The following is a 17,735-nucleotide window of genomic DNA, read 5'->3' as shown; positions in this document are numbered from 1 at the left end:
CCGGCCGATGACCTCCCAGCCCGCGACCGGTGCCGGCGGCCTCGCCCGCCTCGGCTTCACCCGGACCGACCGCGTCAGTCGCTTCCTCGCCGACCCGGCCCTGGCCGGGCTGCCCCAGGGAGCCGTGGCCCGCATCGGTGCCACGGCCGACGGCGATGATGCGGTGATCGGTCTGCTCCGCCTGGCCGAAGCCGCCGAGGGCTGCGGACGCAAAGCGCTGAAGGACGAGTTCCTCGCCGGCATCGGGACGCCCGGCAGCGCCGGCGACCGGCTGATCCGGCTGCTGGGCACGTCCGTCGCGCTCGGCGACGTCCTCACCCGGCACCCGGAGCTGCTGGAGGCGCTGCGCGAGGGCGATGACGAGCTGGCCACGCCGGCCGCCGCCGTGCGCGAGCGGCTGCTGCGGGCGGTCGGCGCCGACCCGTCGGCCCCCGTGCCCGTCGCCGCCGAGGCCGGGCGGGAGGCCCGCGACGACCTGCGGGTCGCCTACCACGAACGACTGATCCAGATCGCCGCCGCCGATGTCCTCGCCGCGTCCCCCGAAGCTCTCCAGCCGCGGGTCTCGACCGCCCTCAGCGACCTGGCAGACGCCGCCCTGGATGCGGCCGCCGCGATCGCCCGGGCGACCGTCGAGGACCACGAGAAGGTCCGCTGGTCCGTGATCGCGCTCGGCAAGACCGGAGCGCGCGAGCTGAACTTCATCTCCGACGTCGACGTGATGCACGTGGTCGCCCCCGTCGACGATGCCGCCGAGGAGGAGCTGGTGGTGATCGGCTCCGCCCTCGCCCGGGAGCTGGCTCGCGTGTGCTCGGACCGCACGGCCGAGGGGTCCCTGTGGCAGGTCGATGCGAACCTCCGGCCCGAGGGCAAGGACGGTCCGCTGGTGCGGACCCTGGACTCGTACCGCCACTACTACACCCAGTGGGCCCACTCCTGGGAGTTCCAGGCCCTCCTGAAGTCGCGCGCCGCCGCCGGCGACCTCGAGCTGGGCCGGGAATTCGAGGAGATGGTCGAGCCCTGGGTGTGGAAGGCCTCCACCCGCGAGGGGTTCGTCGAGGACTCCCGCGCGATGCGCCGCCGGGTCATCGCCCACATCCCGCACGGCGAGGCCGACCGCAACATCAAACTCGGCCCCGGCGGCCTGCGGGACGTGGAGTTCACCGTGCAGATGCTGCAGATGGTCCACGGCCGCACCGATCTGGGTCTGCATGCGCGCTCCACGCTCCAGTCGCTCGCCCGGCTGGGCGAGGGCGGCTACATCTCCCGCAACCACGTCGCCGAGATGGACGCCGCCTACCGGTTCCTGCGCTGCGTCGAGCACCGCATGCAGCTGCACCGACTGCGCCGCACCCAGGTGCTGCCCACCTCCCCGGCCGACCTGCGACGCCTGGCACGCACTCTGGGCCTGACGCCGGACCAGTTCGACCAGAAGTACAACCGCACCCGCCGCCGCGTGCGCCAGCTGCACGAGGAGATCTACTACCGCCCCCTGCTGGAGACGGCCTCCACGCTCAGCGACGGCGAGATCCGGCTGAGCCCGGAGTCGGCCACGGCCCGCCTGGCAGCGATCGGCTACCGCGACGGGGCCCGCGCCCTGACCCACATCACCGCCCTGACCGAGGGCATCTCCCGGCGCGCGAAGATCCAGCGCCAGCTGCTGCCCGCGATGCTCGAATGGTTCGCGGACGGCATCGATCCCGACCTCGGCCTGCTCGCGTTCCGCCGGCTCTCGGACACCATCGGCTCCGCCCACTGGTACCTGGGCCTGCTGCGCGACTCGGGCCTGGCCGCGAAACGGCTGACCCGGGTGCTCTCCGGCAGTCGCTTCGTCGGCGAACAGCTGGTGCAGATCCCCGAGGCGGTGCGCTGGCTCGCCCGCGACGAGCATCTGCGCCCGCTCTCCCGCGACGTCCTGGGCCGGGAGTTCCTCGCCGTCATCTCCCGGGTCGACTCCGTCGAGGTGGCCCGCGACGTCCTGCGGCGCACCCGCAACCGGGAGCTGCTGCGGATCGCCCTGGCACACCTGACCGGTCTCTCCTCCGCGACCGAGGTCGCCCGCGCCCTCACCGACCTCGCCGAGGCGGTGCTGGAGGCGGGGCTGCTGGTCGCCTTCCATGTCGTCGCCCGCGAGCGCAAGGTGGTCGGCGCCGGCGCCGAGACCCTCGACAGCGTCGAGGAGGTCGATGTCGACACCGCCAAACGCCTGCGCGAGCGCCGCTCCGACCCGGCGCGCGCCCTCGGGGTGGAGATGGCGATCGTGGCGATGGGCAGCTTCGGTGCCCGCGAGATGGGCTACGCCTCCGACGCCGACGTCCAGTTCCTCCTCATCGATCGCGGGGCCGGGCACGCCGCCGGCGAGATCGGGGTGGCTGTGGCCACCCAGGTCCAGCGCATCCTCAACGCCCCCGCCGCTGGCACCGACATGAAGGTCAGCGCGGACCTGCGCCCCGAGGGGAAGAACGGCATGCTCGCCCGCAGCGTCGAGGCATGGATCGAGTACTACCGGCGGGACGCGCAGACATGGGAGAAGCAGGCGCTGCTGCGCGCCCGGCCCGTGGTGGCCTCGGAGGCCGTCGCGGCGCAGCTGCGGGAGGAGATGGACCGGCACCGCTACCCGGCGAGCGGGCTCGACGAGCGCGCGCGGCGGGAGATCACCCGCATGAAGGCGCGCGTGGAGTCCGAGCGCCTGCCGCGCAACGCCGATCCCTCCCGCCAGGTCAAGCTCGGCCGCGGCGGGATGACCGACGTCGAGTGGAGCGCCCAGATCCTCGCCATGGAGCACGCTCACGAGGTCGACGGGCTGCGCACCACCAGCACGCTGGGCCAGCTCGAGGCCGCCGCTGGGGCCGATCTGATCTCCGCCCGGGAAGCCGAGGAGCTCTCGGAGGCATGGAAGTTGGCCTGGCAGGTCCGCCGCTGCCTGTTCCTGTGGAAGGGGCGCGAGGGCGACGTGCTCCCCACCGACCGCACCGAGCTGCGGGCCCTCGCCCAGCTCATCGATGGCGAGGACGGCTCCGCCTCCGAGCTCGAGGAGCGGTACCTGCGGCTGACCCGCCGGGCCCGGCTGATCGCCGAGCGACTCATCTTCGGCCCCGAAGGGTGACCCGCCGCCGCGTGATTCTCGGCGCGTACGGCGCTGTCACCACGGCCGGAGGCCGCCGTCGGCGTACCGTGAACTCCGCCCCCTGTCACCGACCCGCGTCCTATCGCGTCCTCCCGAGGAGCCATGACGACCCCCACTCTCAGCGCCGACACCCCGCGTGGCCGCATGTACCGCCTCGAGCCCGACGGACCGCTGCTGTACCCCTCGATCACCACGGTCGCGGGCATGCGCGCCAAGGACCACCTGCAGGGCTGGTACGCCACCATGGCCTCCAAGCGAGCACTGGAGATGTACGCGTGGCTGGACCGCAATCCCGGCCGGGCCGCGGCGGAGATCGCCCGTGTCGCCCGCGACAAGTGGGGCACCCAGAAGCGCATCGCCGCGGCCGCCACCGAGTACACGCGCACCGCGGCGGATTTCGGCACCCTGGTCCATTCCGCCTGTGAGCTGTGGGGCACCAGCGGGGCGCGCCCCACCGCCGCCCAGATCGGCGAGCTCGCCGACCACATGCGCTCCTCGCAGGGAGCCTTCGCCGCCGAGAAGGACCCGCAGGCGCTGATCACCCGCGCCGACGTGCGCCTGGACGGCTACGGCCGGTTCCTCGAGGACTACCAGCCCGAGTTCGTCGAGGTCGAGCAGACGGTCGTGAACCATACCGTCGGCTACGCCGGGACCACCGATGCGATCGTCCGTATCGGCAACACGCTGCTCAGCGCCGACATCAAGACCTCGAAGAAGGTGCGCGGCGACTATGCGCTCCAGGGTGTGGCCGTGGTCCGCGCCGAACAGCTGCTGGATGACGACGGCACCGTGCGGGAGATGCCGGACCTCACGGGCGCGTTCATCATCCACCTGCCCGAGGCCGGCGGCTACCAGGTGGTGCCGCTGCGCACCGGTGACGCCGAGTTCGAGGTGTTCCGCTCCCTGCGCAGCGCGTGGTCCTTCGAGCCCGACGAGTGCGCCCTGGAGGCGTCGTCGGGTCCGCAGGAACTGCTGCTGTCGCTGCTGCGCGCCAAGGGCGGGATGGCCGCGCTGGACTGACCCAGCCGATTCAGGGGACCGGGCCGCCCGCTCGCTCCGTGATCTGGGCGGCCGTCAGCTCCCGGCACCGCTGGACATCCCGCAGGAGGCCGCGACGGCGCCGACCCTCGGGGCGGGCGCGGATCGCAGCGATCTCCTCCTCGGTCCAGGGCATCACGTCGCGGGTGCCGCCGCGGGCGGCCCAGCGCCGGTACCAGCGCGGCGCGAGGCGAGCGGGCCACCAGAAGCAGGACACGGCGATCACGAGCATGGCCAGCCAGATGAACGGCAGGTTCCACCACAGCTGCCGGAGATCCTCGCGTCCGAAGAACTCGAACACGGTCGCCGGCAGGGACATCAGCAGTGCTCCGCCCACCCCGGCCATCGTGAACGGCCAGGTGTTGCGGGAGGCGATCTGTGAGGCGTTGTAGGGCGGCTTGACCACCCACGAGCGGCGCGCCCCGGACAGCGCACGGAGACCGGGCGCCACGACGGCGACGACCACCAGGTGCATCGCCAGTCCGATCACGAGCACGTCGGTCGTCATGTACATCGCGTGCGAACTCCGTTCTGTCAGGTGACCGAGCCGTGGCGCCACGTAGGGGGGCAGCGTCGACGTCGATCCGAAAGCGGAGGCGCCGGGGCATGGCAGGTCAAGCCACGTCGCTGGGCACCGCGGTCTGATTGATGTGGTTCAGGGTGCCGACGATGACCTTGAGGTCGGAATCCGGGAAGAAGAAGTCCGGCCCCCTGGGAGCGTGGTCGGTGTAGGGAGATTCGAACAGACGCGCCGGGTGCATTACCCCGTTCCTGGTGAGTTCGTCGACGATCAGATCTACGAAGCGCACCTGATCCGCCGAGAACCTGGTCCGGTCGAGGTAGTCCTCGAAGGCCTCCTGTGCTGCGGAGCGGTCGAGCCCGACCAGACTGCGCACGAAGACACCGAGGCTCCCGGTCTGTTCGCTGGCCCACGCGATGTCGGCCCTGTGGGCGCCAGCCGCGATGAGCATCTGCTCGAGCTCTTCGAGGTCCTCGGGGGTGAGCTGCTTGTTGCGACGCAGCCGCTGCAAGGTGAGGTTCTCAAGGTGCTCCTTGAGGTACGCCTCGGCTTTGGCCCGGAAGCGCTCGAAGTTGGTGCCGGGGGTGGTGCCCTGGAGGTCTATCTCCGACTCCTCGCCGAGGACGTCCTCGAAGTCGGTGTAGACGGGGTTGCGGATGGTCCTCTCGATGAACCGCACCAGGGACCGCAGGCGAACCCGCGCGAGCTCCAACATCGGCAGTGTGACATCGACCCACCACTCGTCACCGGCCACGGACTCCAGCAGCACGGCCTGCTCCGCGACGGAGGGGATGGTGGTCTTGCCCAGCAGATCCTGCGCGATCGACTGGATCGTCTCGCGCAGCTTCTCACCCGCGACGGCGTCGCCCTCGAGCTGGGCGAGCTGGCGGCGCAGCACCAGCAGGTCGAACCGCTTGGCGTCCTCGTCGTCGTCGCGCTCAGTGGTGGGCAGGCCGGCCAGCGGGAGCGCGTCCTGGGCATCCTGCGGGGTAAGAGTTCTCCACGCCTCCGGATCGGAGAACCGCTCGACGGCCCGGCGGTGCCTGCGCACCATGAAATTCTCGAGGGTCATCCCCTCGACGATCGCGTGCAGGATCGCCGCGGTGGAGGCACGCAGCTCGGGTTCCTCGGAGCCGAGCGTGGTGACCAGGCCGAGTCGCGCCTCGAACAGGCGCTGCGAGAGGGACTTCTGAACCTGTCCTTCTGAACCGGGGAGATCCTGGCTGAAGAACTCGAGATTGCCGCAGAAGTCGAAGACGAGGAAGTCCTGCTTGTCGTCGCCGGGGCCGAACAGGTCCGGACACAGCCGGGTGCCGCGGCCGATCATCTGCCAGAACTTCGACTTCGACCGCACCTGCTTGAAGAACACGAGGTTGACCACCTCGGGCACGTCGATCCCGGTATCGAGCATGTCCACGCTGATCGCGATGTGCGGGGCCTTGTCCTTGACGGAGAAGTCGTCAATCAATGAGTGGGCATATGGGGAGCCGTGGGTGACCACGCGAGCGAACGTCCCGGCGTGCTCGGGGTAGGCGAGGTTGAAGCGCTTCTCGATGAACTCCGCGTGCTTCTGGCTCTTGGCGAAGATGATCGTCTTCCCGAGCCGATCACCGCCGGCCACGCGATAGCCGCGGGTCATGAGGGTCTCGAGGACCTTGTCCACGGTGTCCTCGTTGAACAGGAACCGGTTGAGCTCCTCGGCGCCGACCTCGTCCGGCGGGCCGTCCTCTCCCCAGTCCAGGGTGTCCCACTGGTCCTTCTCCTCCTCGGAGAGGTCCTCGTACCTGATGCCGGAGCGCAGGAACTGGGTTCCCACGCTGACGCCTTTCGGTGGTACGAGATACCCGGCCTCGACGGCTTCGTCGAGGCTGTAGTTGTCGGTGGGGACGCCGTCCTCCAGATGGAACAGGCGGTAGGTGTTGTGGTCGACCTCGTCCTTCGGTGTCGCGGTCAGCCCGACCAGGAAGGAGTCGAAGTACTCGAAGATCGCCCCGTACTTCGCGTACACGGAACGGTGGGCTTCGTCGATGACGATCAGGTCGAAGTAGCCGGGCCCGAAGCGGCGTGTGCCGCCGTCGACGTCATTGATGAGATTCAACATCGTGGGGTAGGTTGAGACGAAGACGCGCCCGTCTTTGGCCTTGTCGGTGACGAGGTTGACCGTGGTGGACCCGGGCAGGTGCGCCCGGAATGCGCCCGCGGCTTGCCGGACCAGGGCGTTGCGGTCGGCGAGGAACAGCACGCGCTTGACCCAGCCCGCTTTCTGCAGCATGTCCACGAGGGCGATCGTGGTGCGGGTCTTGCCCGAGCCGGTCGCCATCACCAGCAGGGCCTCGCGCTGCTTGCGGTCGAAGGCGTCGGCGATCGACTTGATCGCGCGCACCTGGTACGGGCGCCCGGCGATGTCGGTATCGACGCTTGCGGTCGTGAGGGGCAAACGGGCGCGACGGCGCTGGATCATCAGCTCCAACTCGTCGCGGGTGAAGAATCCCGCCACCTCGCGCGGTGGGTAGCCGCCGGCATCGTCCCAGATGTAGTGCTCGTAGCCGTTGGAGTAGAAGATCACCGGCCGACGACCGAACTGCGTCTCCAGGCAGTCGGCGTAGAGCTTGGCCTGCTGCTGGCCGACCTCGGGCGAGGAGGAGGTGCGCTTGGCCTCGACGACAGCGAGCGGCAGGCCGTCCTCACCCCACAGGACGTAGTCCACGTAGCCGACGCCCTGGATGTTGGGCATGCCCGTGACCTCGTACTCACGGTCACGATCCTGGTCCAGCTCCCAGCCGGCCTCGTGCAGCAGGTGGTCGATGAACACGTCGCGAGCGCCCGCCTCATCGTAATCGCGATCGTCGGGTGCGGTGGCGGCCTGTGCGGCAGCGATCTGCCGCCGGAGCGCCTCGATCTCCGCCTCGTGGGCGGCGAGCCGCTCCTCCTTCTCAGCGAGATGCTTCGCGTGCTCCGCGTCCTGCTCCTGGAATTTTTCCGCCAAACGGGCGACCTCGGAACGCGACAGGGGTGCGGCACGCGCGGCGAGCTTCGGGTCGAACAGCGCCCGCAAGGGGACTGCGTCCGGGTGCGGGGAGTGGTGGTAAGAGGTCCACACCAGGATGTGCAGCAGCTCCCGTAGCACGATCTGCGAGGCGTCCGGCCGAATCGAGCGAGAGTCGTGGACGGCGTTGTTGCCTATCCGCCGGATCATCGTCATCTTCTGCGTGATCTCGTGCGGGACTTTCGCCTTGAATGCCGGATCCGCGATCCGTGCGGCGAGGTCATCACGGTACGGCGTGCGCAGAGAGAGAACCTCGTAGAGGTAGCCGACGACTTCCTCGACTACGCGCCGCGCGTAGAAGCACGCCGACCGTGGGTCCGCGGCTAGGTAAGACTCGGCGCGGGTACAGTCCTCGTGGATCGACGGAAGGGTCCGGCCGACGAAGGCGAAGTTACTCATGGCTGCTCGGTCACATCCTCATCGATGGCGGTAGCGTCGGGACATCAGAGTTCACCCCGGAAGGCGCGAGACTGGAGGGCGTTGTAGAGCTCGTCGATGCCGGCAATAGAACGGAGTATGGCGGCGCGTTCTGCCGCGACCGCTCTTACAATCGTCGCGAACTTATACTGTTGGTCGAGTGGTGGGAGTGGCACCTGGATATTGCGCACGTCAGTCTGGTTAATGCTCGATTGATTTACCGCGTCCTTCGTCATCGGAGCAATCTGCGCCCGCGCGTCTCGGCTTTGCATGAACTCTGCAGCGAAGATGGGGAGGATCCTCTCGTGATCGAGTCGGATACGCATTATGTTCGACTCGAAGACCGTCTGCTCCCCCAAATCGCTGACGAGGGCCGCCTTCCCAACGTGCTCGCGGCTGTTCACGCGATTCACAAGTAGATCGCCGGGTGCGAGCGCGAACTCGGCAATCTGTCCGTTGGATGCCCGAAGACGCTTCAACGAGTCAATCTCAATGACACTGGACCCGGACTTGAACGAGTCGATCCGAACAATAGGCGTGCCTGAACCGTAGTCCGAACTCGGTCGGTACAGCCCGTTCTTCGGGCCTTCCACGATCAATTCCCCGAGCGCCACACGTCCGAAACCGGTGCGAAGCAACTTGTGCAGTACGGACGGGACGAGGGAGTCCAGATGGGCGAGCACCTGGCGACGATTGGCGCGGAGGGCGTCGGCGTGGTCAAGGATCGCGGCGATGCGGCGCTGTTCGTCGAGGGGTGGGAACCGAACCTTCAATGAGCGGAGTGCGGCCTCCACCGAGAGGTTCTTGATGGTTGCACCCCGTATGAATGGTGCAATACCGAGCTTGAACCGATCCGAACGAAGATAATGGAACACGAACCGCGGCGATGTGGAGTCGGAGTTAACCCGTAGTACGCGAATGAAGTTTGTCGCCGCTGTGGGGACGACCGGATTGTCAGATATGAACGCAACGTTTCCGCAGTTACCTGACGACGTGAGCAAGATGTCGCCGCACTGCAGAGTGGCTTTAGCGGCCTCGCGGCGCGTGAAACTCCGAGTTGGCACTTTTTCCCAATGCACTTCACCGGTGGTACCGACGTCGCCGTTCCGAACTGCCCGCATATTTACGTCGGCCGCGTCGGGCTCTTTACCCCAGTAACCGCCAAATCGAACTGGGAAAATGTCGGCCAGCGCCGTCACGACAGCATCGCCTTCAGCTCATCCAGCCCTTCGGCGATCTCGCTCTCGAGCTGCTCGATGTCGGCAATGATGTCCAGCGGGGAACGGTGCTCGACCTCGTCGTACTCGATCTCCTTGTAGCGATTCAGGGACAGGTCGTAGCCCTGGGCGGCGATGTCGGCCTTGGGGACGAGGAAGGACCGGTCGGTGCGGACGCGACTCGTCTCGGCCTCGAGATTCTGCCATCGAGCCAGCACGTCGGGCAGATCGTTGGCCTCGCTAGGGCTGCGCTTGTCGTCGAGAGAGAAGCCGTCGGCCTGGACGTCGTAGAACCAGACGTCCTCTGTGCCACCCGAGTTCGTCTTCGTGAAGAAAAGGATCGCGGTGGAGACCCCGGCGTAGGGCTTAAAGACCCCGGAGGGGAGCTTCACCACGGCATCGAGCTTCTGGTCCTCCACCAGGATCTTGCGGAGAGTCCTGTGCGCCTTCGATGAGCCGAAGAGCACCCCGTCGGGCACGATCACCGCTGCACGTCCGCCGGGCTTCAGGAGCTTGAGGAACAGGGCGACGAACAGCAGCTCGGTCTTCTTCGTCTTCACTGTGCGCTGGAGGTCTTTGGAGGTGGACTTGTCGTCCAGCGAGCCCGCGAACGGCGGGTTGGCGAGGATCAGAGAGTACTTCTCAGCGTCTGCGCTCGCGCCCTCGGACAGTGAGTCTCGGTAGCGGATGTCCGGGGACTCCACCCCGTGCAAGAGCATGTTCATGCTGCCGATTCGCAGCATGGTCGAGTCGAAGTCGTAGCCGTGGAACATGCTGCGGTGAAAGTGTGAGCGCTGCGTCGTATCCAGCAGGGCGTCGGCGTGGGAGTCGCGGATGTACTCGCTGGCTGCGACAAGGAAGCCGGCTGTGCCGCAGGCCGGGTCGCAGATCTCGTCCATTGGCTGGGGTGCGGTCATCTTCACCATCAGGTCGATGATGTGCCGCGGGGTGCGGAATTGACCGTTGGTGCCGGCGCTGGCGATCTTCGAGAGCATGTACTCGTATAGGTCGCCGTTGGTGTCGCGAGCCTCCATAGGGATGTCGTCGAGCATGTCGACCACCCGCGAGAGCAATGCCGGCGTGGGGATCGTGAACCGGGCGTCCTTCATGTGGACGCTGTAGGTGGAGCCATCCCCACCGAAGCGCGTACCGAGGTCCCGCAGGAAGGGGAAGACTTCTTCGGACACCGTCCGGTACATAACTTCGGAGGAGGAGTTCTTGAACACGCTCCACCGCAGATGATTCTGCCCGTCCAGGAACACTGGATCCTCGATCGCCCCGCCGCCGAAGCGTGCCTTCTTCTCGGCGAGGGTCTGGAGGTCGTCGAGCCTGCGGATAAACAGCAGATAGGTGATCTGCTCGATCACCTCGAGCGGGTTACTGATGCCGCCGGACCAGAAGGCATCCCAGACGCGGTCGAGCTTGGACTTGAGTGCACCGGTAATCACGGGGGTAACTCTACTGGTCAGCTGGCGGAGTGGATGACCATTTCGGGGGCGCGCCCAGCGGCAGAGTGGCCCCGTCCCGAGTTTCGGTCGAGGATCCACGACGCGTTCTCGGGCCTCCAGGTCGCGTGAACCGTCTCTCCGCGCAGCACCGGGTCGGCGAAGGCCGTGCGCGGGACACTTCGCACAAGTGGTCTTGGTGTGGAGGGTTACCTACACCGTCGACGACCCAGTCCGCGCGCGGCGACGACGACTGTGGCCTGATTGCCCAGCACGACCCGCCGGCCGTTGCCCGCCCATCCATCGGGCGCCCCACCCACGAAAGCGGCCCCCGCCCTGCACGGATGCAGGTCGGGGGCCGCTGATCGAGCTGACGGCTCGGGGAGCGTCAGCTCGAGAGCCCAGAGGGCTCAGATGTCTCCGTCAGCTCAGATGTCGTAGTAGAGCTCGAACTCGTGCGGGTGCGGGCGGAACCGGAAGGGATCGATCTCCTGGGTGCGCTTGAACTCGATCCAGGTCTCGATGAGGTCCTGGGGGAACACGTCGCCCTCGGTGAGGTAGTCGTGATCGGCCTCGAGGGCGTCCAGGGCGGCGCCGAGGGAGTCGGGCAGCTGACGGATCTGCTGGTGCTCCTCCGGGGGCAGCTCGTAGAGGTCCTTGTCGATCGGCTCCGGCGGCTCGATGCGGTTGCGGATGCCGTCGATGCCGGCCATCAGCTGGGCGGCGAAGGACAGGTACGGGTTGGCCGAGGGGTCCGGTGCGCGGAACTCGATGCGCTTGGCCTTCGGGGTGGAACCGGTGACCGGGATCCGGATCGCGGCCGAGCGGTTACGGGCCGAGTACACCATGTTCACCGGCGCCTCGAAGCCCGGCACCAGACGCTTGTAGGAGTTCACCGTGGGGTTGGTGAAGGCCACCAGCGAGGGCGAGTGCTCGATGATGCCGCCGATGTACCAGCGGGCGATGTCCGAGAGGCCGCCGTAGCCGCGCTCGTCGAAGAACAGCGGCTCGCCGTCCTTCCACAGCGACTGGTGGGTGTGCATGCCCGAGCCGTTGTCGCCGAACAGGGGCTTGGGCATGAACGTCGCGGTCTTGCCGGACTCCCACGCGGCGTTCTTGACGACGTACTTGAACTTCATGACGTCGTCGGCCGCGTTCAGCAGGGTGTTGAAGCGGTAGTTGATCTCCTGCTGGCCCGCGGTGCCGACTTCGTGGTGGGCTCGCTCGACCTGCAGGCCGACCTGGTCCAGGACCGCGCAGATGTCATCGCGCAGATCGGACATCTGGTCGTTCGGGGAGACGGGGAAGTACCCGCCCTTGACGCGGGTCTTGTAGCCCTGGTTGCCGCCGAACTCGGACTCGTCGCGGTCGGTGTTCCACACGGCCTCGTCGGAGTCGATCTGGTAGAAGCCCGAGTTGATGCTGGTCTTGAACCGCACGTCGTCGAAGATGTAGAACTCGGCCTCGGCGGCGAAGATCGCCGTGTCGGCGATGCCGGTCGAGGTCAGGTACTCCTGGGCCTTCTGGGCCACCGTGCGCGGGTCGCGGGAGTAGGGCTCGTCCGTGAACGGGTCGACGATCGAGAAGTTGATGACCAGCGTCTTGCGCTCGCGGAACGGGTCCACGTACGCCGTGCGCAGATCAGGGATCAGCTTCATGTCGGACTCGTGGATCGCCTGGAACCCGCGGATGGACGAACCGTCGAACAGCTGACCGGTCTCCATCGCCTCCGCATCGAACGTGCTCGCCGGCACGTTGAAGTGCTGCATGATGCCGGGAAGGTCGCAGAAGCGGATGTCGATGAACTCGACGCCCTCTTCCTCGATGTACTTCACGACCTCGCTGGGACTGTTGAACACATTTCCTCCATCCGCGCCCATAGGCGCGTGTTTGTGCTGTCGAACCCCGAGGGGGTCATCACCATGTCGAGATCCGGGCACACGGGTGCGGACCGCATCTCGGGTGCCGTCCACCATATGCGCCGTCGGTGCGAGCCGGTTCCCATGACCGCAGAGCGGGCAGCCGCTCCCAGATCCGGGGTCTAGGGTTTCCGTCGTGGTCGAGCGCAAGGATCTGGGGTCGTGGATGGGCGGCGTGCCGTCCGATCCGGACTATGTCGCGGGGGCGGATCTCGGCCTGCCCGCCGAGGGGTCGGGGTCGGTCGCCCCGTTCTGGCGCCGTCCCGTCTCGGTCGTGATCGACTGGGGCCTGTGCGTGGCCATCTCGGCGCTGTTCTTCCAGTACGACGCCACGGCCAACCTGGTCCTCTTCGTGGTCGTGAACCTGCTGTTCATGAGCCTTTTCGGGGCCACGCCGGGCCAGTTCGTGATGCGGGTCCGGATCCTCCCGGTGCGCGGACGGATGCCGATGCCGCTGCGAGCTGCGGTGCGCACGGGTCTGATGCTGCTGCTGATCCCGGCCGTCGTGTGGAACAAGGACGCGCAGCCCCTCCACGACACGGCCGCCGGCACCGCCGCCGTCACCGTCTGACGGCTCTGCCCTCGCGACGGGTCTGCCTCTCCGGTGCCGATGCGCGGGGCACCTCATCGCGGTCGCGCGGCGATCCTCTACGCCCGTCACCCTCGTGCTTCTACGCCCGTGACCTGGTGCGATAAATATGGTCACGTTTCGATAACCCACGTAACGGAGAGATAACCACGGCTCGCGGGGAGCCGAGCCGGTGAGGAAGCGTCCCAGGTTTCCGACAGACGAAACCCCCGCGCGGTCGGAACCGGGCGGGGGCGTCAGGAGGGGAGGCGCCGCGAGTCAGCGGCCGCGCATCGCCTTGCGGTTCGGGCGTGCCCGCATCGGGTCCACGCCCTTGGGAACAGCCTGACGGATCGAGCGGTGCAGCGCTGTCAGCCGCTTGCTGACCTGTGCGGACTCATCCTTGGTGAGGACCTTCTTCATCCGCGTCATGTGGGTCGGCAGCTTGTGCAGCGGGACCTCACCCTCGCCGTCGCCGACGACGATCTGGTGGACCGGGACGCCTTCGTGCTGGAGCACCCGGCGGATGTTGCGCCGCTCCTTCTCCAGCAGCTTCATGGAGATGGCGGAGGAATCCTCCGCCACCACGGCGATCCCGGCGCGGCCGGAGGCGCGGAAGAGCATCTTCTGGCTGCGGGGATCGACCTGGACGGGCTCGTCGGCGACGTCCCAGCCGCGGCGTATCGACTGCATCGCGGCCAGGGCGGCGCCGGGCTGGCCCTTGATGCGGCTGAAGGCGGCGCGCTCGGCCTTGCGCGCCAGGATCAGCATCGCGACCAGCACGCCGACGGCCAGTCCGAGGAAGATGCCGTACCAGGGGCTGTTGAACACGAGCCAGCTGACCAGGATGCCGGCGGCGATGGAGGCCACCACCGCGAGGATCATCAGGGGCAGGGTGGTGCGGTCGACGTCCTGGGTGTACTTGAACACCTCGAGCATCTGCTTCAAGCGCCCCGGCTTCTTCGAGCCGTCGGCGTTCTTCGCGCCCTTGGCGGGCTTGGTCTCGCTGTTGCGGGCCATGGGTGTGGGTCCTCTCGGGGGCGCGCGAGCCTCAGCTCGCGGCAGCCTGATTGCTGCGGGCGACGACGCTCGCAGCTTCCTGACGGGCGGGCTGGTCCTGATCCAGATGGCGGAGATTCTCCGGGATCTCCCGGCCGAGCTTCCTCATCGCCTGCGCCCAGAGCTTCCCGGCGCGGTAGGAGGAGCGGACCATCGGTCCGGCCATGACACCGAGGAAGCCCATCTCCTCGGCGGCCTCGGAGAGCTCGACGAACTCTTCGGGCTTGACCCACCGGTCGATGGGGTGGTGCTTCTTGGACGGGCGCAGGTACTGCGTGATCGTGATGAGATCGCAGCCGGCGTCGCGCAGCCGCTGCAGGGACTCGAGGATCTCTCCGGTCGTCTCACCCATGCCCAGGATCAGGTTGGACTTGGTGATCATGCCGGCGTCCTTGCCCAGGGTGATCACGTCCAGCGACCGCTCGTAGCGGAAGGCCGGACGGATCTGCTTGAAGATCCGCGGGACGGTCTCGAGATTGTGGGCGAACACCTCGGGCCCGGCCTCGAAGACCTGCTGGAGCGCCTCGCCGTTGCCCTTGATGTCGTCGATCAGCAGCTCCACGCCGGTGCCGGGGCTGACCGAGTGGATCTGGCGGCAGGTCTGTGCGAACAGGCCGGCGGCGCCGTCGGGCAGGTCATCGCGGGCGACGCCGGTGATCGTGGAGTAGCGCAGGCCCATGTCCTTCACCGATCGGGCGACCTTCACCGGCTCCATCGGGTCGACCGCCATGGGCTTGCCGGTGGCGATGTCGCAGAAATCGCAGCGACGGGTGCAGGTGTCGCCGCCGATGAGGAAGGTCGCCTCGCGATCCTCCCAGCATTCGAAGATGTTGGGGCAGCCGGCTTCCTCGCAGACGGTGTGGAGGCCCTGCCCGTGCACGCGCTTTTTCATGGCGCTGTACTCGGGACCCATCACGGCGCGGGTCTTGATCCATTCGGGCTTGCGCTCGATGGGTACCTCGGCGTTGCGTGCCTCGACGCGCAGCATGCGCCGGCCTTCGGGAGCGACAGTCACCCTCATGCCTCCTACGTTCGACGTTCCGGGAAGTCTACCGAGCGGGCCTGGGCCCGGCGCACGTCATACCACGGCAGCAGAGGTGCGGTGCGCCACCAGTTCCGTCATCGCCTCTTCGGCCTCGTCGATCACATCGGCCACGGCGATGCGACGGCCCGCCTCGCGGCTGAGGCTGGTCACGCCGGCGTCGTCGATACCGCAGGGGATGACGTTCTCCGCCCAGCTGAGGTCGTTGGCGCAGTTCAGGGCGAAGCCGTGCATGGTGGCCCGCTTGGAGACCCGCATCCCGATCGCGCAGACCTTGCGGGCCTCCTCGCCCTGCGGGGCGACCCATACGCCGCTGCGACCCTCGATCGGGAGCGTGTCCACGCCCATCTGCCCGCAGACGCCGATGAGAGTGTGCTCGAGCGCGCGCACGAAGCCGACGACATCGATCGGGATCGGGAGCTTGACGATCGGGTAGCCGACCAATTGCTGCGGCCCGTGCCAGGTGATCTTCCCGCCGCGGTCGATGTCGATCACCTCGGCGCCGTCGCGGGGGCGCTCGTGATCAGCGGTGAGCTTGCCGGCGGTGTACACGGCCTGATGCTCCAGCAGCAGCAGCGTGTCCGGCCGGATGCCGGCGACGACCTCGGCGTGGAGGCGGCGCTGGATATCCCAGGCGGAGCGGAAGTCGACCGGACCGGGAGGCAGGTCGAACTCCTCATGGCGGTCTCCCTCGGGGAGGGGTTCGCTGAAACCGAGGCGGATGACGTCGAGCACGCACACAGGCTACTCCGGCCCTCACCAGTGCGTTGTGGACGGCCAGCGGTCGGCACCGGAGTGACGGGGTTCACTGGACCCATGGAGGACTTCGATCAGGAGCGGTTCGAGCACGGGCCGGGCCCCCTGCACGGTGGGCTGGGACGCTCCGCCGGGGCAGGGCGCCGCCTGTTGTCCGAGCTCGGCGCCGCGCAGCGGCGAGACCGCGATCGCGAGGAGACGCAGGTCCGTGTCCGGGGTGACCGTATGGCCCTGCACGTCCAAGCGCTCACGCCGACCGGCCTGGAGAGTGTGCGCGCCGAGATGCAGCTGCTCGCTGCGCTCGAGGTCGCCGGTGCCTCGGCAGCGCCGACGGTGCTGGAGATCGGGGACGAGGGCTACGTGCGGGAGTCCGCCCGGCCGCTAGACCTTCGCGGAGGCCGGCGCTCCGCGGTCGACGGCAGCCCGGCGACCGCCGAGCGGATGGCGCAGGCCCGCGCACGCGAGGATCTCGACGCGGTGGTGGACGCCCTGCATGAGCGGGGCTGGGCGCTGGGCGCCGCGCCCGGGCAGGGGATCGGGATCCGGGCCGACGGCAGCGTGGTGCTGCTCGACCTGACCGGCTTGGCGCCCGGGACCGAGGTCTCGGCGCAGCGCGCGGACCGGGCGTGGGTCGACTCCGTGCTCCAGGATCAGGAGCGCACCTTGCGGCGCCGGATCGACGAGCCGCGGCATGAGATGCCGCGGGAGGAGACGGGACCGCCGCCCGAGGACGACCCGGGGGAGGGCGCGGGAACGCCGCCCGAGGAGGCCTCGGGGGACGACGAGGTTCCGGCGAAGGGCTCCGCGGCCACTCGCGCTGCGGCGCCGTTGCCGGCTCCGCGCCTGGTCCGGGCACGGACGCGGTATGTCGGCGATACCGCCTCCCGCGACATCGGCGGCGGCGGTGTGACCGGCTCGTCGTGGCGGACCGGTGCGCGCGGGCTGGCCACGGCCGTCCGGCAGGTGCTGGCAGGGCGCCGCACTCGTCGCACCGCCGTGCTGTCCGCCGCGGTCGTGCTGGTGGCGGGCACGGTCCTCGGCGTCGCCAGTTGGCTGATCCTGTTCCCGGACTCGGGGCCACGGACCTCCGCTGAAGGAGCCGGCCCCGCTGCTGCTCCTGCCTCGGCCGAGGCCGCAGTACCGAAGATCGAGGATCCGTGGGCACTGGCCACAGAGCTCGCAGGGACCCGCCACTCCTACGTGACCGGCATCTCGGAGGAGCCGGCCGCCCTCGAGGGCAGCGAGGCCCTGGCAGAGGACGACCAGGTGCGTGAGGCCTACGAGGGGGTGGAGGTCCGTGGCGGCGGCCCGGTGGTCCATGAGGCCGAACTCGTCCGGGAACCGACTGCGGACGGTACGGCACGTCTGCAGATCGAGACGTCCACGGCCGAGCACGAGGTGATCGAGGCCGACGGCTCCACGCGGACCGTGCCGGCCACGGAGGCGACCGTCGTCGACCTGGATCTGCGCTGGGACGGCTCCCGGTGGCTCGTGCAGCGCACCCGGACGGTGGACGACACCGACGAGAGTCCCTGACCCGCAGGCCCCGAGGAGAACACCCGTCACACAGCGCACGAGGGCGCC

General features: G+C 68.3%; 12 protein-coding genes. 4 read left to right on the top strand and 8 right to left on the bottom strand.

The annotated features are described in order from the left end of the window. The first annotated feature begins 7 nt into the window (after nucleotides 1–7). Both ACFQRD_RS04605 and ACFQRD_RS04600 read left to right on the top strand, forming a co-directional pair. Nucleotides 8–3,103, top strand: coding sequence for a bifunctional [glutamine synthetase] adenylyltransferase/[glutamine synthetase]-adenylyl-L-tyrosine phosphorylase (locus ACFQRD_RS04605; RefSeq protein WP_377803521.1), 3,096 nt, complete (start codon nucleotides 8–10; stop codon nucleotides 3,101–3,103). A gap of 123 nt (nucleotides 3,104–3,226) precedes the next feature. Continuing rightward, nucleotides 3,227–4,144 (top strand): hypothetical protein, encoded by a 918-nt coding sequence (locus ACFQRD_RS04600; protein WP_377793966.1) that lies wholly within the window; start codon nucleotides 3,227–3,229, stop codon nucleotides 4,142–4,144. A 10-nt stretch (nucleotides 4,145–4,154) separates the two neighbouring features. On the opposite strand, the gene ACFQRD_RS04595 is transcribed toward ACFQRD_RS04600, so the two are convergent. The 5 genes from ACFQRD_RS04595 to glnA form a co-directional block, all read right to left on the bottom strand. After that, complete coding sequence (locus tag ACFQRD_RS04595) at nucleotides 4,155–4,676, bottom strand: hypothetical protein (protein WP_377803520.1); 522 nt, start codon at nucleotides 4,674–4,676, stop codon at nucleotides 4,155–4,157. Between the two features lie 100 nt (nucleotides 4,677–4,776). After that, the gene (locus tag ACFQRD_RS04590; protein WP_377803519.1) at nucleotides 4,777–8,127 is read right to left on the bottom strand and encodes a DEAD/DEAH box helicase family protein; all 3,351 of its coding nucleotides are present in this window, start codon (nucleotides 8,125–8,127) and stop codon (nucleotides 4,777–4,779) included. 44 nt (nucleotides 8,128–8,171) lie between these two features. Further along, nucleotides 8,172–9,344: a restriction endonuclease subunit S gene (locus tag ACFQRD_RS04585; protein ID WP_377803518.1), complete on the bottom strand. Its 1,173-nt coding sequence runs from the start codon at nucleotides 9,342–9,344 to the stop codon at nucleotides 8,172–8,174. After that, nucleotides 9,341–10,810 (bottom strand): N-6 DNA methylase, encoded by a 1,470-nt coding sequence (locus ACFQRD_RS04580; protein ID WP_377803517.1) that lies wholly within the window; start codon nucleotides 10,808–10,810, stop codon nucleotides 9,341–9,343. The genes ACFQRD_RS04585 and ACFQRD_RS04580 overlap by 4 nt, the downstream gene beginning before the upstream one ends. 425 nt (nucleotides 10,811–11,235) lie before the next feature. Then, nucleotides 11,236–12,666, bottom strand: a complete 1,431-nt coding sequence (gene glnA / locus ACFQRD_RS04575) for a type I glutamate--ammonia ligase (protein WP_377016916.1) — start codon at nucleotides 12,664–12,666, stop codon at nucleotides 11,236–11,238. Between the two features lie 196 nt (nucleotides 12,667–12,862). Here glnA and ACFQRD_RS04570 point away from each other — a divergent pair, with 196 nt between their 5' ends. Then, nucleotides 12,863–13,297: an RDD family protein gene (locus ACFQRD_RS04570; RefSeq protein WP_377016918.1), complete on the top strand. Its 435-nt coding sequence runs from the start codon at nucleotides 12,863–12,865 to the stop codon at nucleotides 13,295–13,297. Between the two features lie 276 nt (nucleotides 13,298–13,573). On the opposite strand, the gene ACFQRD_RS04565 is transcribed toward ACFQRD_RS04570, so the two are convergent. The 3 genes from ACFQRD_RS04565 to lipB all read right to left on the bottom strand — a co-directional run bounded on the left by ACFQRD_RS04565 (nucleotide 13,574) and on the right by lipB (nucleotide 16,130). Further along, nucleotides 13,574–14,314 (bottom strand): DUF4191 domain-containing protein, encoded by a 741-nt coding sequence (locus ACFQRD_RS04565; protein WP_377016920.1) that lies wholly within the window; start codon nucleotides 14,312–14,314, stop codon nucleotides 13,574–13,576. Nucleotides 14,315–14,345: 31 nt separating this feature from the next. Next, complete coding sequence (gene lipA, locus ACFQRD_RS04560; protein WP_377017268.1) at nucleotides 14,346–15,368, bottom strand: lipoyl synthase; 1,023 nt, start codon at nucleotides 15,366–15,368, stop codon at nucleotides 14,346–14,348. Nucleotides 15,369–15,431: 63 nt separating this feature from the next. After that, nucleotides 15,432–16,130, bottom strand: a complete 699-nt coding sequence (gene lipB / locus ACFQRD_RS04555) for a lipoyl(octanoyl) transferase LipB (protein WP_377016922.1) — start codon at nucleotides 16,128–16,130, stop codon at nucleotides 15,432–15,434. Nucleotides 16,131–16,211: 81 nt separating this feature from the next. Here lipB and ACFQRD_RS04550 point away from each other — a divergent pair, with 81 nt between their 5' ends. Further along, nucleotides 16,212–17,687, top strand: a complete 1,476-nt coding sequence (locus tag ACFQRD_RS04550) for a hypothetical protein (RefSeq protein WP_377016924.1) — start codon at nucleotides 16,212–16,214, stop codon at nucleotides 17,685–17,687. Nucleotides 17,688–17,735: the final 48 nt, after the last annotated feature.

Origin of the sequence: Brachybacterium sp. GCM10030268, assembly GCF_042666305.1 — a bacterium.
In the GTDB taxonomy this organism is placed as follows: domain Bacteria; phylum Actinomycetota; class Actinomycetes; order Actinomycetales; family Dermabacteraceae; genus Brachybacterium.
The sequence above is the reverse complement of the archived record's forward strand: the minus strand, read 5'-3'. Positions and strand labels throughout refer to the sequence as shown.